This is a genomic window from Pseudoalteromonas sp. OF7H-1, from assembly GCF_022347825.1.
Classification (GTDB): domain Bacteria; phylum Pseudomonadota; class Gammaproteobacteria; order Enterobacterales; family Alteromonadaceae; genus Pseudoalteromonas; species Pseudoalteromonas maricaloris.
In genome coordinates this window covers 23,892-44,769 of sequence record NZ_JAKRFX010000027.1, presented here as the reverse complement: position 1 = coordinate 44,769, position 20,878 = coordinate 23,892, and the positions used below count along the sequence as shown (strand labels likewise).

Below are 20,878 nucleotides of genomic sequence, written 5' to 3'. Positions count from 1 at the left end.
TCGAATTTGCCCAGCCAGTGTGCTGGGCAAATTTGTTTTTGATAGTGCAAAATTGTAGACGATTAAAAGGACAGTTAGGTATGACGCCAGAAATTCAAGATGTCTTTCAGTTTGTTTATAAACAAGCCCCGTTTTCTGAATTGCCCGAAGCGGCTGCCAGCTACTTTTCAAAACATATCGAAATTGTTTATCTTAGCCAGACGAATCAACAAGATTGGCTTCAAGATGGCAAGCCAAATCTATATTTGCTGCGCTCGGGTGTGGTTGATCTTATCTCAGCAAAAGACGAAGTCATTGGTCGTATGAGCGAGGGAGACTACTTTGGTTATCCTTCTTTATTAACCGGTGATGCCATTCAAAATCGCATCGAAGTTCAAAAAGATGGCTTGGTTTATATTCTCAATGAGCAGAACTTTGATTTTTTGCGCCGAGAATATAAACCTTTTGAGCAATACTTTGTTAGAGCACACGCTAACCGACTACTTTCTTCTCGTTATAAACAGCAAAGCGAAACTTGGTCAGAGCGGAAAATATCTGAGCTAATGACTAAAGATGCGGTTACTATCGCGCCGACAGCGAGTATTCGTGAAGCTGCCAAATTGATGAGCCAGCATCGTGTTTCATCAATTATGGTCACGGAGCAAGCGCGCTTGGTTGGCGTTGTGACGGATAGAGATCTGCGCAATCGAGTTCTAGCGCAAGACAAAGATCCCAGTGCTCCACTTGCTGAGATCATGACGGAAAAGCCAAAACATATTTTTGAAAACAATCGTGTGTTTTCGGCCCTGCATTTAATGCTTAAGCACAATATTCATCATTTACCTGTGTTAAATGAAGCGTATAAACCATTGGGCATGCTGACCAGCACCGATCTGCTGAGACAGCAAAAAAGTGATCCAGTGCAACTTATTGGCAGGATCTATAAAGCACAAAATCTTCTGGCTATCAAAAACTGCGCTCAGGAGATCCCAGATCTATTGCGTCAATTTTCCTATCATATCGAAGATATTTCACTGATTGGCAAGCTATTAAGTGGCCTCACTGATGCGCTAACATCAAGATTAATCTATTTATATCAACAGCAGCATGGTGCCGCGCCATGTCGCTTCGCGTGGATCTGTTTTGGCTCTCAGGCACGAGAAGAGCAGACCTTACATTCAGATCAAGACAATGGTTTATTGCTACCAGACAATATCAGCGAAAACGATCGTCGTTACTTTGCTGCTTTAGGCGCGTTTGTCTGTGAGCAACTCAACGAGTGCGGTATTCAATCTTGCCCGGGAAATATCATGGCTAGTAATGCAGATTGCCGTGGCACAGTTGCCCAGTGGACCGCCAAATTTAGCAAGTGGATCTTGTCTCCTACGCCAAAAGCGATGCTTAATTGCAAGATCTACTTTGATATGCGTTTTATTGATGGCGCCAGCGATCTCTATGCGACCCTGCGCCAATCTTTGGAGCAGATCAGTCGAAACGAGTTGTTTTATGCGGCAATGGCGACAGACATCAACGCAAACTCGGTACCGATCGGGATCTTTCAACAATTTAAGCTGGAAAAAGACAAGAGCAAACATAAGTATTTAGATCTGAAAAAGCGTGGGGTTGCTATTATCAACGATGTGGTTAGGTTGTATGCGCTAAAAGTGGGGGTTGCAAGAGCTAACACCTTAGAGCGCCTAGAGGCACTGACTAAAAGCCCATTGCTTGCTAAGTCGGATATCGACAATCTAAAAGACTGTTGGCGATTCTTAACACAATTGCGGTTAAAGACCCAAATTAACCGTGAAGGATTACCTGGAAATTGTATTAACCCAGAAAACCTCTCTTCTCTTGAACGCCATCAACTCAAAGAAGCATTTTATTTAGTCAAACAAGCACAGCAGGCGAGTGCGTTTAAGTTTGCTCGAGGGAGTTTATAAGCAATGAACTGGTTTTCTCACTCTGTTGCTAAGTGGCGCTATAAACATCAGCCGTTTGCGCAAGCCGAGTTGGTGGTGCTAGACCTTGAGCTCACCGGGCTTGATCCAAAGCGCCATGAAATTGTGTCGGCTGGTTGGTTGCCGATTAAAAATATGCGGATCCAGGTGAAAGATGCACAGTATCATTTGAACAGTGAAGTGCGAACGCTTGCACAAAGTCCAGTTTTTCACGGTATTGATAGTAGTCAATTGGCAGATGGTGAGTCCTTACAAACTTTGTTGCTGGCGCTTCAGCGCGCGCTCCACGGTAAAGTGTTGGTATGTCATAACGTACAGATGGATTGGGCGTTTCTTAAGGCGGCATTTCAGCGCTTTGAGCTAAACGTAAGACCTGCTTTGTTGTTAGATACCATGCAGATAGATAAGCGTCGTGTGTTAAAGCAAGGCTATCCGTTGGCGCAAGATGCATTAACACTAAACGCTTGTAGAATGCGTTATGGTTTACCTCCTCACCAATTGCATGATGCGCTTAGCGATGCTTTAGCGACAGCGGAACTACTGTTGGCGCAATCTCAGGCCATTTGTGCTGGCGGTAAATGTAAAATTGCGGATTTAACTTGAGTTAAAAAATTGCCCTAGCCCCTTACACATTTCACTCAGGTCGATTACAATAGCGCCATCAAAACGAAGGGGAACTTTCGTACTTGCGACTTCATGGATTTTCAATTTAATGACAATCAAGCTTGCAATTAATGGCTTTGGTCGAATAGGGCGTAATATCGTAAGAGCACTCTATGAGTCGGGTCGTCACCACGAAATACAAATTGTAGCCATCAATGAGTTGGCGGATCCTAAAGGGATCGCGCATCTTCTAAAATACGATACCTCACATGGGCGTTTTGCTTTTCCAGTTTCGTTAACAGAATCTTTTTTGGAAGTAGCTGAGGATAAGATCCAGTTATTTTCAGAGCCAGATCCAAGTCACCTGCCTTGGCGCGCGCTGGATGTTGATGTGGTGCTCGATTGCACTGGCGTCTATCATTCTCGTCAGCACGCACTTGCGCATATTCAGGCTGGGGCAAAGAAAGTATTATTTTCACATCCTGCGGATGCTGATGTTGATGCGACGGTGATCTTCGGTATCAACGAAGAAATACTGTTACCTGAGCACACCATTGTGTCTAACGGCTCATGTACAACAAACTGTATTGTTCCGGTAATTAAAGTGCTAGACGATAAGTTTGGTGTTGAGTCCGGTGCTATTACTACTATTCACGCCTCTATGCATGATCAACAAGTGATTGATGCTTATCACAGTGATTTGCGTCGTACGCGTGCGGCAAGCCAATCCATCATTCCTGTTGATACTAAGCTGGCTCGCGGTATTGAACGTATTTTACCTAAGTTCCAAGGTCGTTTTGAGGCGATCGCGGTACGGGTGCCAACAATCAATGTTACGGCGATGGATCTGAGTGTGACGCTCAATGAAAATGTCACAATTGATGCGGTAAACTCAGTTCTAAAGCAGGCTGCTGGTGGCCGTTTAGAAGGGGTACTGAGCTACACTGAAGAGCCGCTAGTGTCGGTTGATTTTAATCACGATCCACATTCTTGTATTATAGATGGTACGCAAACTCGAGTGAGTCACAAGCGCTTGGTTAAGCTACTAGTTTGGTGTGATAACGAGTGGGGTTTTGCTAATCGTATGCTTGATACCGCTTGCGTGATGATGCGTGGCTAATCATTTGTTTCAGACGCTGTTATAATCAAATTGTCTGCACAAAATTAAAACAATAATTCAAACCGAGGTAGCAAACGATTGCTGCCTTGTAGATAACAAAATGTATCGTTCTTTAAGGAGATGTCCAATGTCAGTCATTAAGATGGCGGATTTAGATTTAAACGGCAAGCGTGTGTTGATCCGCGAAGACCTAAATGTGCCAATTAAAGATGGCAAAGTCGCGTCGGACGCGCGGATCCGTGCTGCACTACCTAGTATCAAATTAGCGCTAGAAAAAGGTGCTAAAGTGATGGTGATGTCTCACCTTGGTCGTCCAACTGAGGGAGAATATGATGCACAATATTCTATGCAGCCGGTTGTGGATTATCTTAATGATGCGTTATCTCAAGATGTACGTTTAGTGACTGACTATCTTGACGGCGTGGATGTACAAGACAATGAAGTTATCGTATTCGAAAACGTGCGTTTTAACGTTGGCGAGAAGAAAGACGATGAAGTACTTGCGAAAAAACTAGCAGCGCTTTGTGATGTCTACGTGATGGATGCCTTTGGTACTGCGCACCGCGCACAGGCTTCAACACATGGTGTTGGCTTGTATGCTGAGGTGGCTTGTGCAGGTCCATTGCTTGCGGCTGAACTAGACGCACTTGGCAAAGCACTAGATAACCCAGCTCGTCCTTTGGTGGCCATCGTTGGCGGCTCTAAAGTATCAACCAAACTAACCGTGCTTGATTCATTGTCTAAGGTTGTTGACCAACTCGTGACTGGTGGCGGTATTGCAAATACTTTCATTGCTGCAGCGGGTAACCCTGTCGGTAAGTCGCTGTACGAAGCGGATTTGATCCCTGAAGCGAACAAGCTAGTGGCCGCTGCTAGAGCGAATGACGGTGATATTCCTGTTCCGACTGATGTGGTTGTAGGTAATGAGTTTTCAGAATCTGCTGTTGCTACCATTAAAGATGTAAGCGAAGTTTCAGACGAAGACATGATCTTCGACATCGGTCCTGATACAGCAACTCAACTTGCTGATATCATTGCAAATGCTGGCACTGTGGTTTGGAATGGCCCTGTGGGCGTATTCGAATTTGACCAATTTGGTAATGGTACTGAAGCGATTGCCAATGCTATCGCTAAGTCGTCAGCATTCTCAATTGCTGGTGGTGGTGATACGTTAGCTGCTATCGATAAGTATGGTGTTGAGCAAGATATCTCTTATATTTCTACAGGTGGTGGTGCTTTCCTTGAATTCCTTGAGGGTAAAACGCTTCCTGCGGTCGCCATGCTTGAGCAGCGAGCTAGAGACTAAAATTGATTGAGGTAGCGTTAAGCTGCCTCTTAATATCAGGTAAACATCACTCTCTCACATACTTGATGTTTACTTGACGACGCGTAGCGTCCGGTTAGCCAACAAATAAAGTGGTTAACTTCATCAGTTTAAGCTGGTGTAAACATATTATCCGTTCAAACCGATAGCGGTGGCTATCAACAATTGGAGAAAAGCAATATGGCTTTAATCAGTATGCGTCAACTTCTCGATCATGCAGCTGAGCATGGTTATGGCGTTCCGGCATTTAACGTGAATAACCAAGAGCAAATGCGTGCGATCATGGAAGCTGCGGACAAGACAAATAGTCCGGTTATCGTGCAAGGTTCTGCTGGTGCACGCAAATATGCTGGTGCACCATTTATCCGCCACATGATTTTAGCGGCTGTAGAAGAATGGCCTCATATTCCAGTTGTAATGCACCAAGATCATGGTACTTCACCTGCTGTATGTCAGCGCTCAATTCAACTTGGTTTCTCATCAGTCATGATGGACGGCTCTCTAATGGAAGACGGTAAAACGCCTTCAAGCTACGAGTATAATGTGGATGTTACTCGTCGTACCGTTGAAATGGCGCACGCGTGTGGCGTGTCTGTTGAGGGCGAGCTAGGTGTACTTGGTTCTCTTGAGACTGGTGAAGCTGGTGAAGAAGACGGTATTGGCGCTGAAGGTAAATTAACAGAAGATCAGCTACTAACAGATCCTGAAGAAGCCGCAGACTTCGTCAAGAAAACCAATGTAGATGCGCTTGCTATTGCATGTGGTACATCACACGGTGCTTATAAATTTACTCGTCCACCAACGGGCGATATCTTAGCAATTAACCGCATCAAAGAAATCCACGCTCGTATTCCTGATACTCACTTAGTAATGCATGGTTCGTCTTCAGTTCCGCAGGACTGGTTAGCAATCATCAATGAGTTTGGTGGTGAAATCCCTGAGACTTACGGTGTACCGGTTGAGCAAATTGTTGAAGGTATTAAATTCGGTGTTCGTAAAGTTAATATCGATACCGATCTACGTTTAGCATCAACAGGTGCTATTCGTCGCCACCTTGCGCAAAACCCAAGCAATTTCGATCCACGCAAATTCTTAGCTGAAGCGACGAAAGCGATGACTGAGATCTGTATTGCGCGCTACGAAGCGTTCGGTACAGCAGGTCAAGCAGCTAAGATCAAGCCAATTTCACTTGATGATATGCACTTGAGATATCTAACAGGTGAGTTAGATCCTAAAGTGAAATAACTTACCGGATCAAAATTTGACTAAGTAAAATTGTGCATCGCACTTTGATACCTCAAAAAGCCTCTGAAATAGAGGCTTTTTTGTATCTGATCCTTGATTGGAAGCCAATGTTCAATAGCGCTTGCAAGGTGAAAATATACTTAGATCGCCATTTTACTAGCGAGGTAAATAACCTGAGCTGCGGATAATTAATGTCTTTCTAGCAGCCAGTTTTAGCGCTAACTGCGTCCAGCTATTGGTGCGTAAATTCGCCTTGTTTTCCCTAAAACTCTCTGGCTAGACAAGGAAAAAACTAAGTTGTGGCTTAGTAACAATAAGTTGGAACATTTCTTATCCAAACCTCAGGTTAAATAGGGATCAGATCTTTACTAACAAAGATCATTGTTTGACTAAGTGGATATATTTCAAAACCTCAGATCAATAAGTTAGCTTCGCTTAGATCATTTTTATACCAACTTGATCCAGCGTGAAGCAGTAAGAAGTTAGTAAGAAAATGATCTTGGGGACGATCTTGTTAGTAAAAATCTGATCCTGACAGTGGATGATCCCTAGCAGTTAATAAAATACTGATCCCGGAGTCAGTTTCTTGATCTCCAGCTAAAAGTGTCTAACTTTAAAAATACGAGATCTGTTCGCTGCGTCCTCTCTGTCTGGCTTCGGCATCTCAAACCTTGTTGTACTGCGCCCAAATACTATCCAAGGTGATCAAAGATGAAAATGAAATACCTACCATTTGTTGCTCTAAGCCTTTGCTCTATGAGTGTTTGTAGTTATGCAAACGAAGCTGTATCTCTATACGGTAGAGCTCATGTCGGTGTACAGAATTCTGATAAAGATGGTGACAGCGATACTTCAATTGAAAGTTATAACTCTCGCATGGGATTAAAGGGAGCTGCAAAGCTGCAAGAAGGACTTGAGATTTTTTATAAATATGAATTCCAAGTTGAGATCACGGATCAAGACAAAGATGGTAAATCAGGTGATAACCTTACAGCACGCTCTCAGTATCTTGGGGTTAAAGGGAGCTATGGTCAGCTCCTGATCGGCCGTGATGATACACCGATGAAAAAGTCGCAAGGCAAAGTGGACTTAATGAATGACTTTTTTGGTGATATTAATTCGTTCTTTGTTGGTGAAAATCGCCTTGGTGACACCGTGCAATATACGACTCCAGCGATCAATCATTTGCAGTTTACGGTGAGTTATATTGCCGAAGACAACAGCAAACAAAATGGTGAAGATGGCTTATCTTTGTCGGCAAGTTACGGTGATAGCAAACTCAAGAAAACCAATGTATATGTTGCTGTTGCCCATGATAATAAAGTCGCGGGACAAGACATTAATCGCGTGACGGTACAAGGAAAACTAGGGGACTTTAAACTCGGCGGTATGTATCAACAAAATGAAGCGATAGATAGTGATGAGGAAGTAGACAGTTTTATGGTGAGTGCTGCCTACCAAATTGAGTCATATACCTTACTGGCTCAATATCAAGATTCGGATGGGGCAGCAGGTAAGCTGAAGGACTCTGGCAATGCAGCCTCTGTGGGTGTGGAAAAAAGTTTAAGTAAACAAGCTCGTATGTATCTTTGGTATTCGAAATTTTCTTTGGATAACAACGAAGATCACAACACGATGGCGGTCACATTGAGGTATGACTTTTAATTTACAAAAGCGTATGGCTATTTACAAAAGGCGTGCTGATTTTGCGGTGAATTGCGGCGTCGCTTTTATTGTATGGCTTGGAGGTCTTAGTCTATATTTCGAAAACACTATTTTGAAACCAATGTTTAGCATAAAATATGTTTAAAATCATATGACTATAAATAAATAAGGTATTCCCTTTGTAGCCAAAAAAGAGATTTTTTTGGCTTGTTTTGCGTTTACACGTTACACTTTCATAAAAATGTCACAGTTAGTCATAATAATGACATCAACAACGTCGGTAACGAGAGAACATTGGGAATGTCACGTAAAGTACTTGTAGTTGATGATGAAGCACCTATCAGAGAAATGTTGGTGTTCGTACTAGAGCAAAATGGTTTTCAAGCAATTGAAGCGGAAGACTATGATTCAGCGGTTGCTGCTATGGTAGAACCTTATCCAGATATGGTGCTACTAGACTGGATGCTGCCAGGAGGCAGTGGTATTCAAATTGCTAAAAAGTTTAAGCAAAGTGAATATACCCGTCAGATCCCAATCATCATGCTAACGGCAAGAGGTGAAGAGGAAGACAAAGTTAAAGGATTAGAGGTTGGTGCGGACGATTATGTGACAAAGCCTTTCTCTCCCAAAGAGCTAATGGCTCGTATCAAAGCGGTAATGCGCCGAGTTTCGCCTACGTCGCTAGAAGAAGCGATAGAAGTTCACGGATTACGTTTAGACCCTATTTCTCACCGAGTGACATCTGCAGGCACTGAGTTAGATATGGGGCCAACAGAGTTTCGTTTATTACATTTCTTCATGACACACCCTGAACGTGTTTATAGCCGTGAACAGCTGTTAGATCACGTATGGGGTACTAATGTGTACGTTGAAGATCGCACTGTAGACGTTCATATTCGTCGCTTACGTAAAGCTATCGCACCGCTTGGTCATGATCGCTTAGTGCAAACCGTACGTGGTGCAGGTTACCGCTTTTCGAGTAAACTGTAATTAGTATTCCAAGAGGAACTGAATTATTTGGTTCCTAAATGGATTTAGTCTATGTATCGAGTGATTGATAAGCAGGCGTTAACAAGACGCCTGTTTTTGTATTTCCTACCATTAGCCTTAATTGGCTATTTAGTCAGTGCACCTTTTCTGTTTCTTTTCATCGGTGCTTTCGTCTTATTAGTTTGGCATTACAAACAACTCTATCGTTTGAGCGACTGGCTGCTCAACCAACGTAGTTTTAATCCACCTGAAGGTAAGGGCGCTTGGGAACAAGTGTTTGAAGGGATCTATCAGCTTCAACAACGTAATCGCAAAAAGCGTAATGAACTCGCTGAACTGATCCGACGTTTTCGAGAGGGCGCTGAAGCTATCCCTGACGCGGTCGTTGTACTGCAACAAGATCTCAGTATTGTGTGGTGTAACCAATTAGCCTTGAAAGTGTTAGGTTTGCAATGGCCTACAGATCATGGCCAAAGATTGGATAACCTTATCCGAGATCCTAAATTTGTAAAATACATGCATGAACATCGCTTTGATGAAGCATTAGAGCTTGAGACCGGGCTTGCACATGAGCAAGTGTTGGAAATACGAGTAATGCCTTATGCCGAGCAGCTTATGCTAGTGGCGCGTGATGTTAGCCGACTAAAGCAATTAGAGCAGATGCGCAAAGACTTTGTTGCAAACGTATCTCATGAGCTAAGGACGCCGCTAACCGTCATGGCTGGCTATCTAGAGATGATGGATAGCGATAATATGCCACCCCCCGCAATGTGGGCTAAAGCACATGGTACTATGATAGATCAGTGTAAACGGATGGACAGTCTGGTAAATCAGCTTCTTTCCTTGTCTCGAATCGAAGGGGCGAGAAAGCAAGACAATGACAAAGCCGTGAATATTCCAGCGATGCTTGACCTTATTCATACCGAAGCGAAGTCACTTAATCAGGAAAAGGGCCATGAGCTCGTTTTTGATATTGATCCGACTTTGGATATCAAAGGGGCTGGGGATGAGTTACGCAGTGCTTACTCAAATTTAATTTTTAATGCTATTCATTACACCAAACCCGGTGGGCATATTCATGTACGTTGGTATTTAGAAAACGACTTGCCGACGTTTAGTGTCGTCGATAATGGCGATGGTATCGCGCCTGAACACATTAACCGACTAACTGAACGTTTTTACCGTGTGGATAAAGCACGAAGCCGAAAAACAGGCGGCTCGGGCCTTGGTTTAGCAATTACTAAACATGTGTTGTCTCGCCATGACTCAGCTTTACATATTGAAAGCAAAGTGGGTGAAGGCTCTCGCTTTTGGTTTGCTTTCCCCAAACAAAAGCGAATTTTTATGACAAATGATGAAAGTCATAAAAGTGTAATTTAAGGGTAATTTTATTGTCATTTTATCGCTGCACAATGAGCTGCGTAAAATAACTGGGACCAACAACTGGAGTGACCCCAATGAAATTTAAAAGCTTAGTTGCCGCAATGGGTGTGGCTATTACTACATTAGTTTCTACTCAAGTATCTGCTTTAGACGAAAAGTTACCAGAGTATAATAAAACCAGCGGTATCTCAGGAAACTTCTCTTCTGTAGGTTCTGATACGCTTGCCAACATGATGACGTTTTGGGCAGAAGAATATAAAAGAATTTACCCTAACGTAAATATCCAAATCCAAGCTGCTGGTTCTTCTACTGCGCCACCAGCACTAACGGAAGCAACGGCAAACTTCGGCCCTATGAGCCGTAAGATGAAGTCAAAAGAAATCGAAGCTTTTGAAAAGCGTTATGGTTATAAGCCAACAGAAATCCGCGTAGCAATTGATGCGCTAGCGGTATTTGTACACAAAGATAACCCAATTGAAGGCTTAACAATTGAACAGGTTGATTCAATCTTCTCTTCAACGCGCAAGTGTGGTTCGGCAGCACAGGCAAATCGCTGGAGTGATGTTGGTCTAACGGGTGATTGGGCAGCAAAAGATATTCAGCTTTATGGTCGTAACTCAGTATCTGGTACTTATGGTTACTTCAAGAAAAAAGCACTGTGTAAAGGTGACTTCCGCAATAATGTTAACGAGCAGCCAGGTTCTGCGTCTGTAGTACAGTCTATCTCGTCTTCAGTGAATGCGATTGGCTATTCTGGTATCGGTTATAAAACGTCAGGCGTACGTACCGTACCACTAGCGAAAAAAGGCACGAACTACGTTGATGCAACATTAGAAAATGTGGCACAGGGTAAATACCCACTGGCTCGCTTCCTATACCTATATGTGAACAAGCACCCTAATAAAGAATTAGCACCTATCGAAGCTGAATTCTTGAAGATGGTATTGTCTAAAGAAGGTCAAAAAATTGTTGAGAAAGACGGTTATGTTCCTCTTTCTAGCGAAATGGCGACACGTGAATTGAAAAAGTTAGGTTTACTTTAATCAATTACTCAACCCGCTAATTACTTGTTGTTATTGATGCCGCTCATTGAGCGGCATTTTTTATTTTCACACTTCCATGTTCCCAGATTGAATAATTTGTTTAAATCTTCATCCTCAAGCGGCAAAAAAGCTGGAAATATTCTATATTTAGTTAAAATTTATAATAAATCAGTCGATAATGAACTCGTCTTACTTCAAAAGGTGTATATATGAGTCTAGGTACTGCTTTTGCTGATCTTAGTATCACCAAAAAGATCCACGCAATTACGCTCGTTGCGGTTGTCGCTTTTGTGGTTATCGTGTTTGTTAATTACAACGCTATTAGCTCTAATCAAAGGGCATTAAATGAATTAGAGGAGCAGACATACAAAATTCTTAACCTCGCTACAGAAAACGCAAATAAGCTGCAGAATTTAGATGAGCTATTCACTCAAGCTGTAACCTTCGGGGATGCTGAATTACTAGATAAAGCAAAAGAATATCAACAGCAAATCCAAGCTAACCTGCAAAAAATTGAGTCGGTACAAAGCGGCTTTATGCCTTCAGATAATAGCGACGAACTTGCACAATACGGCAAAATTGCGCAACAAATTGCTGGGGGAATGATAGATGGTACAGCCGATTTTTCCCGTATCCAAGAAGATGCCAAAAAGAAAACTGAAATCTACGAAGGCCTAGTTGCAGATTTTACCAAGGCTAAAACGAACGCGAATGATCGTTTTGTTGAATTACTTCAAAATACCGAAGAGCGCTCAGCAAACGCGCTCACGATAATGTTGATTGTGGCCGTTATTTCTTTACTTGTGCTGGTTTTCTTAGCGGTTGTGATTGCAAGAGGTATTGGCAACTCTGCTAAGGATGCGGCGCAAAATCTGAAACTATTAGCGCAGGGGCAGGGTTCTTTGTCTACTACGCTCAATGTACGCTCTCACGATGAAATTGGCCAAGTATCTATAAACTTCAATGAGTTTGTTGCGTTACTAAAAGGGGCGGTTGTCGAGGTGATGAGTGTCGTCGAGCCTTTGATGAAAGACTCAAGTCGTCTAGTTCAGGGGATGGAAAAAGCAGAAGGGGCAACGAATCAACAAACGCATGACGCGGAAGTGGTACGTCAATCTATGGAAGAAATGCGGTTAAGTGTGGGTGATATCTCTCACTCGGCGTCACAGGCGTCTGATGCTGCCCAGCTGGCCGAACAAGAAGTTGAGCAGAGTAAGCGCCAAATTCAGGTGTCAGTTAACGAATCACAAGCGTTAAGTGAAGAAATTAATCATGCAGCAGAGACGATCAATAAGCTAGCTGATGATACGCAGAACGTGACGCAAATATTAAATGTGATCACATCAATTGCAGAGCAAACCAATTTACTAGCCTTGAATGCTGCGATTGAGGCGGCTCGTGCTGGTGAGCAAGGTCGAGGTTTTGCGGTGGTTGCCGATGAAGTCCGCGAATTAGCCTCAAGAACAGCAAAGTCGACCAATGAGATAAGAGAACTTTTAAATGTGTTAACAGAAGCGGCAAATCAAGCGGTGAAAGCAATGACAAGTGCAAGCAGTATGGCAATTAATAACGCTGAAGCTGCAGCACAAACCGGGCAGTCGATTGAGCAGATAGCAGCACAAATCTTGTCAATTAATAGCATGAATGGTCAAATTGCTGCGGCAACGGAAGAGCAGACCTCGGTAGCAGCTATGGTAGTAAATAATGTGACATCTATGCACCAGTCTTTCCAAGACACAATGCAAGCGTTGAATGAAGTGCAAGACGTTGCTGAAAATCTCCATGTACTGTCCGACAACTTGAAAGATGCAACCTCAAAATTTAGAGTCTAGTGGCTTAATTTGTAAACGATAAATAAAAACAGCCACATTAAGTGGCTGTTTTTATTTGATAAGGAATATTAGGGCCTGTTTATCTTTCAAGTTTGCTTTTGCAGCAGTTTGATTGGTATTTATACAAGGCAGAGCCTGCGTAGCATAGTCATTCTATGTGGGTCAGGCGAGAACACAGTAGAAATGCCAATCAAGCGCTGCCCTTTGGGTTCACCTGAGTGCGCTTTGTTCATTGTTGCTCAACCTTTGTCTAGATCACTAGGCGGCAAGTCGAGCGTCGCGACCAAAAAACACTCAGAAGAACAAAAATCAAACAGCAAAGGTCAACAGGCCCTAGTATTTACCAATCACTTTGACGGCTCCGGTTACTTTACTTGCATCAATATAACCGATTGCGTCTGCATTGCTCGAAACAAAATCGATTACCGCTTGATCGCTATCTAGCTTCTTCGGAGGTGTTCCTTTACCGGTGAATACTAATTTAGACCAATGGGCATTTAGTTGAGAGCTCGATTTACCAATCACTTTGTCGTTAAACTCGTCAAATACAGCATTACCATCCTGATTCACAGGGGTCGCACTACTACCATCGGCAAATGATTTGCTTTTGCCAAGGAATAACTTTTTGATAGTACCGTCATCCACAGTAGATGCATTTGCTGAGTTCACGATAACGGCAACATCTGCTAAAGCTGCTTGGCTGGCTAACAGTAGCCCTAAGGTCATTATTTTTTTAATCATATTAGCCTCCGTTAGAATACTAAATCGATACCGAAGCTCAACAGTTCAACTTTTTGATCTGTCAATGTGTTATCGAATTGGTTTAGTTCAATCTTGAATGCTGCTGACGGATGGAAGTCATAACGTGCACCAATACTCCACGTTTCTGATTCTGCACGAGCACCTGCAAGCGCACCATTAACAAGTGTTCTTAAATAAGGTGCATTTGGATTGGTTGGATCGGTCGTGACAGGAATGGTTACACCATTTGGAGCGGTGATGGTGAGTGGGACAGAGTTAAACTCGTCATTCTCATTCTTATCTTCATTGTGTTCGTAGGTTAGGTGGACTGTCCATGCATCAATACGGTAACCGAGGGAAGCGTAATACTGCTGTTGTTTAGCTAGTATGCTGTTATCCACTTCAAACTGAGTGTATTCTGCATCGAACAAGATATCGTTATAGTCGATAGCAATACCAATCGCGGCAAAGTAAGCATCATCCTTATCGACAGCAATATCATCCGCTTGTTGAGTTAGCCCATAGCCAGTTAACCCTGCCAACAACCCCGATAGTTCAGGGCTATTAGCTGCACTAATGCTCGCTTCGGTAGCAAAGTAGGCCGCACGCGCACTAAACCAATCTCTGCTTAGTGTCCAGTTAATACCTACTGTGTTGTTCAACTCAGCTTCATCTGAGTAGGTAATAGCAACAATGTCGTCATCTACGCTGCCTAAAGCTAGCTGTACAGTGCTTTCCCACTCCCCTAATGTCGAATTATGGATATAACTCAATCCGTTATAGGTGCTAAAGCTTAGGTTATATACAGATTGAGGTGGTTTAACCCAGCGGTATGCATAACCCACATCTAAAAAGTCAGAATAGCGATAGAATGGTATACGCATTTTACCTGCGCTTATCTGTGACGAGTCTGAAATCGCATAAGTTAAGTATGCCCATTCAAACTCGGCATCAAAGTCATTCTGACCACGGCCTACGATCTGTGCTGTGGCAGTTAGACTTTCTTGTAGATCGGCGGAAAGTTGTAGGGCGAATAAACTACGGTTTTCCATATCAAAATCATTGTCATAGCCATATAGTGTGTCGTCACTATCTAGCGTTTGACCACCAATAATGGAAGCAAAACCATTAATTCTGATCTCAGCGGCGCTGTGAAAACTCACTGTCCCAAGCGCTATCGCTAAAGCAATTGCTGACTTTTTCATATTGATTCCCATTTTCTTTGCAAAGAGTCGTGTCTGTAACACTCATTAAAAGCGCTGATACTGAGCTCAACAATAGTGTTACTTTTGTCTTAGAGATTAGAATAAAAACCAGAAATAACAAGTTATTAAGAAAAGTTAGTGCTCACTGCTTGCATTGTTTAAGAAACCAAGTCTTGAGCCAAGTTAAGTTGGTGTTGTATGTCTATCTCATCAGACCAGTTTATTGTATCGCAAAATATTCTAAAAAGGTGAATAAAAAATAACGGCGGGAATTAGAAAGTGCTTGTATTTAAAAGAATATTAAGGGAATTTTTTTGCCAAAAAGAGCAAACTATCGTTTGCTCTCGGTAATTTTTTCAGCCTGTACTTTGCAGGCATTATACTGCTCAATACATTTATCAGTGCATATCTGTAAAGACATTGTCTCTGGTGTGTTTTGCATCTCACAGCTGCGTTCGCATTGATAGTTCTGCTGTGCACACTGATTCAACTCAGGTGAGATAGAGTTACTGCACCCCAATAGGGTGGTAGAAAATACTAATAAGGCGAACGCAATTTTCATTATTATTCCTTAGACTGTGACTTGAATATTATCAATCAGTCTGACTTTGCCAAGAAAAGCTGCGGCAAGAATGACGAGTTGATTATCTTCGAGTGTAGCAGGTTTCAAGCTATCTTTTTGACAAATGTTAAAATAATCCAACTTTAAACCCGCATTATGCAGCATTTCTGTTGCATTTTTTGTTACCTTCGAAAAGTCTTTTTCGCCATTCTCTATAGCGCCAGCTGCTGCTTTTAGCGCTTGAAAAAGTACTTTAGCAGTATCTTTTTCAGATTCAGAGAGGTAACCATTACGTGAGCTCATCGCCAGTCCAGAAACTTCTCTTTGAGTCGCAACACCAATCACTTCAACAGGAATAGACAAGTCTTTCACCATTGTTTTGATGACCTGTAATTGTTGAAAGTCTTTTTCACCAAAGCAGGCAAAATCAGGTTGCACTAAGTTAAACAGTTTAGTGACAACCGTTGCAACGCCACGAAAGTGTCCAGGGCGTGTACCACCACAGTGTCCTTCAGATACTCCCGGCACATCAACAAAACTCTGCGCATTTAGGCCGTTAGGATATATGGTCTCAACGGTAGGCGTAAATACAATATCGGTTTCTAGTTCTGCAAGGCCTTGCTTGTCTTGCTCAAGCGTACGTGGGTAGCTGTCGAGGTCTTCGTTCGCACCAAATTGCATTGGGTTTACAAAGATACTGACAACGACTTTATCCGCTAGGGTTTTCGCTTTTTCTACTAAGGAAAAATGACCACGGTGAAGGTTGCCCATCGTTGGTACGAAGGCAATGCTCAACCCTTGTTGGCGCCAAGCTTTAGTCTGGCTTCGTAACGATTTAATCTCAGTAACTGATTGCATGTTGTACTCTAACTCAATAATAACAATACCAACCCAAACAAAACGCTTGGATCAGACTCAGCGATAAGCATCGCTCATCGCAAATTTAATTAAATTCGTGATCAGGCCCTGGGAAGTCACCTGATTGCACGTCTGCACAAAACTTTTTCACCGCATCTGGCATGTTGCCAGTTTCGAGCAGGAAGTTCTTCGAAAACTTAGGAATATAGCCTGCAGAAATACCGACCAAGTCATGCATAACCAAAATTTGGCCATCGGTCTCTTTACCAGCGCCAATACCAATGACCGGAATTGCCACGGCGTCGGTAATACGTTTAGCCAGTGCTGAAGGCACACATTCAATCACAATCATTTGAGCACCAGCACGTTCTAACGCTTGTGCATCGGCTATCATCTTTTGCGCTTGTGCTTCTTCACGACCTTGAATTTTAAAGCCGCCAAACACGTGCACTGATTGTGGGGTTAAACCTAAATGACCACAAACTGGGATCCCTTGCTGAGTAAGCAGTGCAATGCTGTCGTAAAGCCATTCACCACCTTCAAGCTTAACCATATTAGCACCAGAGCGCATCAAGGTAGCTGCATTCTGACAGGCTGACTGCGGATCTGAATAGCTCATAAAAGGCATATCGGCGATAACGAATAGCTCTTTACTACCAGCTCTGACACAACGGGTGTGATAGGCAATGTCATCCGTGGTAACGGCTAAAGTGTCTTCACCACCTTGTAAAACCATACCCAGAGAATCACCCACTAAGATGACATCTACGCCATTATCGTGAAATAACTTTGCAAAACTTGCATCGTATGCGGTGAGGGCTGTTATTTTTGTTCCTTCACGCTTCATTTTGGCAAGTGTTGAGACGGAAATTTTTGCCATGGTAAACCCCTTGGATTGGTTTATTTGAGGATTGCTAATCCGTTAAGTGGTAACTTTTGTGTTAAAGAGCTAAGCTCAGTGCCATCAGGTAATTTGAGCTCTGGCGCTATCTCTTGTAGTGGATAGACGACAAATTCTCTTTCTTTCAAGCCGTAATGCGGTACCGTAAGTCTATCGCTGTTAATGGTGTCGGTATTAAAAAGCAGAATATCTAAATCGAGCGTGCGCGGTCCCCAGCGCTCAGCTTTGCGTACACGACCATGTTCAAGCTCTATTTGTTGCAACACATCGAGTAAAGATTCTGCTGTTAATGATGTCGCTAGTTTTGCTACGGCATTCACATAATCAGGTTGATCTTGAGGGCCCATAGGTTTTGAGCCATACAGGCTAGAGTGCTGGACAAGCGAGAGGTCAGGATGGGCGGCGAGCACATCGAGTGCTCGCTGTATTTGTGCCATCGGTTCGGATAGGTTTGCACCCAATCCAATGTACGCAATATTCATTTAATCTTCTTTTGGTTTTCTTTTTGGCTTACGTCTATTATAACGACGCTTAGGCTTGCTTTGGTTACCTAAGTTGCGCACCATGTCTTTTTGGCCGGTGACATCATTCTTGAGGTAGTCAGTCCACCAAGCTGCAAGTTCTTCTTGCTCTTGCTCACCACTTTCAACACGCAATAATAGGAAATCATATGCGGCTTTAAATCTCGGCTGCAAGCTTAGGCGGTAAGCACGCTGGCCTGAACGTTTATCTAGGCGTTGTTGAATATGCCAGATATCTCGGGCACCTAAAGTAAAGCGTTTAGGCACAGCAACGTGTTTAGCATTTTCAGCAAGGACGTGATTAATGGCTTGCATAAAGGCATCATATTCATTCATACCTTCGGCCGCGAGCGCTTCGCTTTTAGCTAAAATCGGGAACCATAAAAGTGCTGCATAGATAAATGCAGGGGTTACTTTTTTATCCGCGTTGATACGGCTATCCGTATTGGCAAACATTTGCTGAATAAAGCGACGTTCAAAGTCATTATCAGGCTGTGCTAGGATTTTATCTAACGCCGGGAATAATTGTGCAAACAAGCCGTATTCACGCATCTGAAGAAAGTTTTCTTCCGCTTTACCATTTAAAAATAGCTTTAGCGTTTCTTCGAACAAGCGTGCAGCTGGAATATGCCCAAGTAACGGCGCTAGTGCTTTAATCGGAGTGCGGGTCGGGGTAGCAATCTCCATATCCAGTTTGGTTGCAAAGCGGATAGCTCTCAGCATACGTACCGGATCTTCGCGATAGCGAGTTTCAGGATCGCCAATCAGCTCAATTTTACGTGCTTTAATGTCAGCAACACCGCCGGCAAAGTCGCGTAAAGTAAAGTCATTGATCGAATAATATAGCGCATTGATAGTAAAGTCGCGGCGCTCGGCGTCTTCTTCAATACTGCCGTAGACATTGTCGCGTAATAGCTGCCCGTGTTCGCTGGCTTGACTTGTCGTGGCACAAGAATCATCACTTTGATGGTGGCCACGCATGGTGGCAACTTCAATAATTTCACGTCCAAAAACAATGTGCGCAAGGCGGAAGCGACGACCTATTAAGCGACAGTTACGGAAGAGCTTTTTGATTTGTTCAGGTGTTGCATTGGTAACGACATCAAAGTCTTTAGGCTCTATTCCTAGCATGATATCGCGTATACAACCACCAACTAGGTAGGCATCATAGCCACCGTCTTTTAAGCGATAGAGTACTTTGATAGCGTTAGGGCTAAATTGTTTACGAGATATACCATGCTCGCTGCGAGGAATTATCGCAGGTGTCGGGCTGGCCATTTTCACCGTCTCATCGCCTTTTCCAGTTACAAACTGGCGGCAAAAGTTTACAAGCTTGGAAATAATAACTCGTCTCCTGAGCAATCAAGTTTTCTATTCTAGTCGTTGTGAACCACTGCTTTTGTCTTAAAACAGGTCGCATTTAAGGCTCGCTATCATATACTCAAATGAGACTAAATTGAAGTACTTGAAAACAGTGGGCGAAAAGCAAAATCGCCATTTTCTAGAGAGTCTAGTTGAATTTCCTGTACTTTAGGAACGCTATCTAGACTAAAAATATCACTAGCGTGAGTCAGTAATGCGTCAACATCTTGATAATTATGGAGAGAATCAACCGGCACATGCAAATAACGCAGCGCGGCATAAAGGGTTGGTAACGGGTTCTGGTTATCAATAGCTGGAGCATGATTCTGCTTAGATAACTTAAATCCGGGCTCTGCGACAGCCAATGGGACGTGAGCGTACTCAGGTGATGGCTGATTGAGTTGTTGAAATAAACTAATTTGTCTTGCTGTGGGTTCTAGCAAATCGGCACCACGCACGATATGACTAATCTTTTGCTCTATGTCGTCAACGACCACCACCAATTGATAAGCAAATAAGCCGTCGCGGCGTTTAACGATGTAATCTTCATGCGCAATTGCAGGGGGAATGACAACCATGCCTTGTATTGCATCATTAAATTCAGTAACTGGACAGCGCTGCTGTAGGCGCAAAGCATTATCTTGCCAACTTAGCGCTAAAGCTCGGCAATGATTGTTATAAAACCCACCCATTGCTTTAATTTGCTTTCTAGTACATTGACACGCATACATAAGGGAGTCTGATTTTAGTGTCGTCAAATAGGCCTGGTATAGGGCATGGCGCTGCGATTGATAGACAACGTCTTCATCCCAGTAAAGGCCATATGCTTCAAGAGTGGTTAATATATTGTCGGCAGCACCCGCAACTACACGCGGTGTGTCTATATCTTCGATGCGAACGAGCCATTTACCTTGATTGACTTTTGCATCTAGATAGCTACTCAGGGCGGCCACAAGAGAACCGAAATGAAGCGGTCCGGAAGGCGAGGGAGCAAATCGACCGCGATAGCTCCCAGTTTGCTTTAAGCTTGGGGACACAGGGCTGAGATTATCCTCTGCCTTGTTGTTTTTCTTTGATTTCTGCGAGAGATTTACAATCAACACAAAGATCAGCTGTTGGACGCGCTTCTAAACGGCGAATGCCGATTTCAATACCGCACGACTCACAATAGCCGAAATCATCATCTTCGATAAGTTGAAGTGTTTTCTCAATTTTCTTGATTAGCTTACGCTCGCGGTCGCGAGTACGCAGTTCAAGAGAAAACTCTTCTTCTTGCGCTGCACGGTCCACAGGATCAGGAAAGTTTGCCGCTTCGTCTTGCATGTGTGTCTTAGTACGGTCTACTTCATTACGTAGATCGGCACGCCATGCTTCTAATATCGCTTTGAAATGAGCACGTTGTGCTTCATTCATGTATTCTTCGCCTGGCTTTTCTTGATAAGGTTCTACACCGGCTTGAGCCAATAACCCTAGTTTTTTCTGGTCTGGCATACCATTCTCCTAAATCCTTAATACATAACCCCAGCTTTCGCCGGCGGGTATAAATAGCAAAATCTTTACCCCTTAGCAAACACTTTTTTACTGCA

The 20,878-nt window shown here is 43.2% G+C and carries 19 protein-coding genes; 10 read left to right on the top strand and 9 right to left on the bottom strand.

Annotated elements, in window-relative coordinates; all coding sequences use genetic code 11:
- The first annotated feature begins 80 nt into the window (after positions 1 to 80).
- The 10 genes from MHN30_RS22810 to MHN30_RS22765 all read left to right on the top strand — a co-directional run bounded on the left by MHN30_RS22810 (position 81) and on the right by MHN30_RS22765 (position 13,142).
- Complete coding sequence (locus tag MHN30_RS22810; protein ID WP_069022152.1) at positions 81 to 1,919, top strand: DUF294 nucleotidyltransferase-like domain-containing protein; 1,839 nt, start codon at positions 81 to 83, stop codon at positions 1,917 to 1,919.
- Between the two features lie 3 nt (positions 1,920 to 1,922).
- On the top strand, positions 1,923 to 2,540 hold the full coding sequence (locus MHN30_RS22805) for a 3'-5' exonuclease (RefSeq protein WP_039491478.1): 618 nt from the start codon (positions 1,923 to 1,925) through the stop codon (positions 2,538 to 2,540).
- Positions 2,541 to 2,649: 109 nt separating this feature from the next.
- A complete protein-coding gene (gene epd, locus MHN30_RS22800) occupies positions 2,650 to 3,660 on the top strand; it encodes an erythrose-4-phosphate dehydrogenase (RefSeq protein WP_010607557.1) in 1,011 nt (336 codons plus the stop codon).
- A 127-nt stretch (positions 3,661 to 3,787) separates the two neighbouring features.
- Positions 3,788 to 4,966 (top strand): phosphoglycerate kinase, encoded by a 1,179-nt coding sequence (locus MHN30_RS22795; protein ID WP_069022155.1) that lies wholly within the window; start codon positions 3,788 to 3,790, stop codon positions 4,964 to 4,966.
- Between the two features lie 198 nt (positions 4,967 to 5,164).
- A complete protein-coding gene (gene fba / locus MHN30_RS22790; RefSeq protein ID WP_010378749.1) occupies positions 5,165 to 6,229 on the top strand; it encodes a class II fructose-bisphosphate aldolase in 1,065 nt (354 codons plus the stop codon).
- A 711-nt stretch (positions 6,230 to 6,940) separates the two neighbouring features.
- Positions 6,941 to 7,894, top strand: coding sequence for a porin (locus tag MHN30_RS22785; RefSeq protein WP_239361197.1), 954 nt, complete (start codon positions 6,941 to 6,943; stop codon positions 7,892 to 7,894).
- A gap of 300 nt (positions 7,895 to 8,194) precedes the next feature.
- A complete protein-coding gene (gene phoB, locus MHN30_RS22780; RefSeq protein ID WP_010378755.1) occupies positions 8,195 to 8,884 on the top strand; it encodes a phosphate regulon transcriptional regulator PhoB in 690 nt (229 codons plus the stop codon).
- Positions 8,885 to 8,935: 51 nt separating this feature from the next.
- Positions 8,936 to 10,264, top strand: a complete 1,329-nt coding sequence (phoR, locus tag MHN30_RS22775) for a phosphate regulon sensor histidine kinase PhoR (RefSeq protein WP_039491473.1) — start codon at positions 8,936 to 8,938, stop codon at positions 10,262 to 10,264.
- A gap of 77 nt (positions 10,265 to 10,341) precedes the next feature.
- The gene (locus MHN30_RS22770; protein WP_239361196.1) at positions 10,342 to 11,310 is read left to right on the top strand and encodes a phosphate ABC transporter substrate-binding protein; all 969 of its coding nucleotides are present in this window, start codon (positions 10,342 to 10,344) and stop codon (positions 11,308 to 11,310) included.
- 209 nt (positions 11,311 to 11,519) lie between these two features.
- Positions 11,520 to 13,142 carry a HAMP domain-containing methyl-accepting chemotaxis protein gene (locus MHN30_RS22765; RefSeq protein WP_010378764.1) on the top strand — a complete coding sequence of 541 codons (1,623 nt, stop codon included), beginning with the start codon at positions 11,520 to 11,522 and terminating at the stop codon, positions 13,140 to 13,142.
- Positions 13,143 to 13,475: 333 nt separating this feature from the next.
- Here the strand turns inward: MHN30_RS22765 and MHN30_RS22760 are convergent, their stop codons facing one another.
- The 9 genes from MHN30_RS22760 to dksA form a co-directional block, all read right to left on the bottom strand.
- A complete protein-coding gene (locus MHN30_RS22760) occupies positions 13,476 to 13,883 on the bottom strand; it encodes a phosphate ABC transporter substrate-binding protein (RefSeq protein WP_045990319.1) in 408 nt (135 codons plus the stop codon).
- A gap of 11 nt (positions 13,884 to 13,894) precedes the next feature.
- On the bottom strand, positions 13,895 to 15,088 hold the full coding sequence (locus MHN30_RS22755; protein WP_069022159.1) for a porin: 1,194 nt from the start codon (positions 15,086 to 15,088) through the stop codon (positions 13,895 to 13,897).
- 331 nt (positions 15,089 to 15,419) lie between these two features.
- Positions 15,420 to 15,650, bottom strand: coding sequence for a hypothetical protein (locus MHN30_RS22750; RefSeq protein ID WP_039491465.1), 231 nt, complete (start codon positions 15,648 to 15,650; stop codon positions 15,420 to 15,422).
- 9 nt (positions 15,651 to 15,659) lie between these two features.
- Positions 15,660 to 16,508 carry a pantoate--beta-alanine ligase gene (panC, locus tag MHN30_RS22745; RefSeq protein ID WP_130163424.1) on the bottom strand — a complete coding sequence of 283 codons (849 nt, stop codon included), beginning with the start codon at positions 16,506 to 16,508 and terminating at the stop codon, positions 15,660 to 15,662.
- A gap of 85 nt (positions 16,509 to 16,593) precedes the next feature.
- A complete protein-coding gene (panB, locus tag MHN30_RS22740) occupies positions 16,594 to 17,388 on the bottom strand; it encodes a 3-methyl-2-oxobutanoate hydroxymethyltransferase (RefSeq protein ID WP_017216568.1) in 795 nt (264 codons plus the stop codon).
- Positions 17,389 to 17,408: 20 nt separating this feature from the next.
- Positions 17,409 to 17,891: a 2-amino-4-hydroxy-6-hydroxymethyldihydropteridine diphosphokinase gene (gene folK / locus MHN30_RS22735; protein ID WP_222241452.1), complete on the bottom strand. Its 483-nt coding sequence runs from the start codon at positions 17,889 to 17,891 to the stop codon at positions 17,409 to 17,411.
- Complete coding sequence (gene pcnB, locus MHN30_RS22730) at positions 17,892 to 19,208, bottom strand: polynucleotide adenylyltransferase PcnB (RefSeq protein WP_029215927.1); 1,317 nt, start codon at positions 19,206 to 19,208, stop codon at positions 17,892 to 17,894.
- A gap of 173 nt (positions 19,209 to 19,381) precedes the next feature.
- On the bottom strand, positions 19,382 to 20,329 hold the full coding sequence (gluQRS, locus tag MHN30_RS22725; RefSeq protein ID WP_239361195.1) for a tRNA glutamyl-Q(34) synthetase GluQRS: 948 nt from the start codon (positions 20,327 to 20,329) through the stop codon (positions 19,382 to 19,384).
- Positions 20,330 to 20,339: 10 nt separating this feature from the next.
- Positions 20,340 to 20,783, bottom strand: a complete 444-nt coding sequence (dksA, locus tag MHN30_RS22720; protein WP_039491461.1) for an RNA polymerase-binding protein DksA — start codon at positions 20,781 to 20,783, stop codon at positions 20,340 to 20,342.
- Positions 20,784 to 20,878 lie beyond the last annotated feature (95 nt).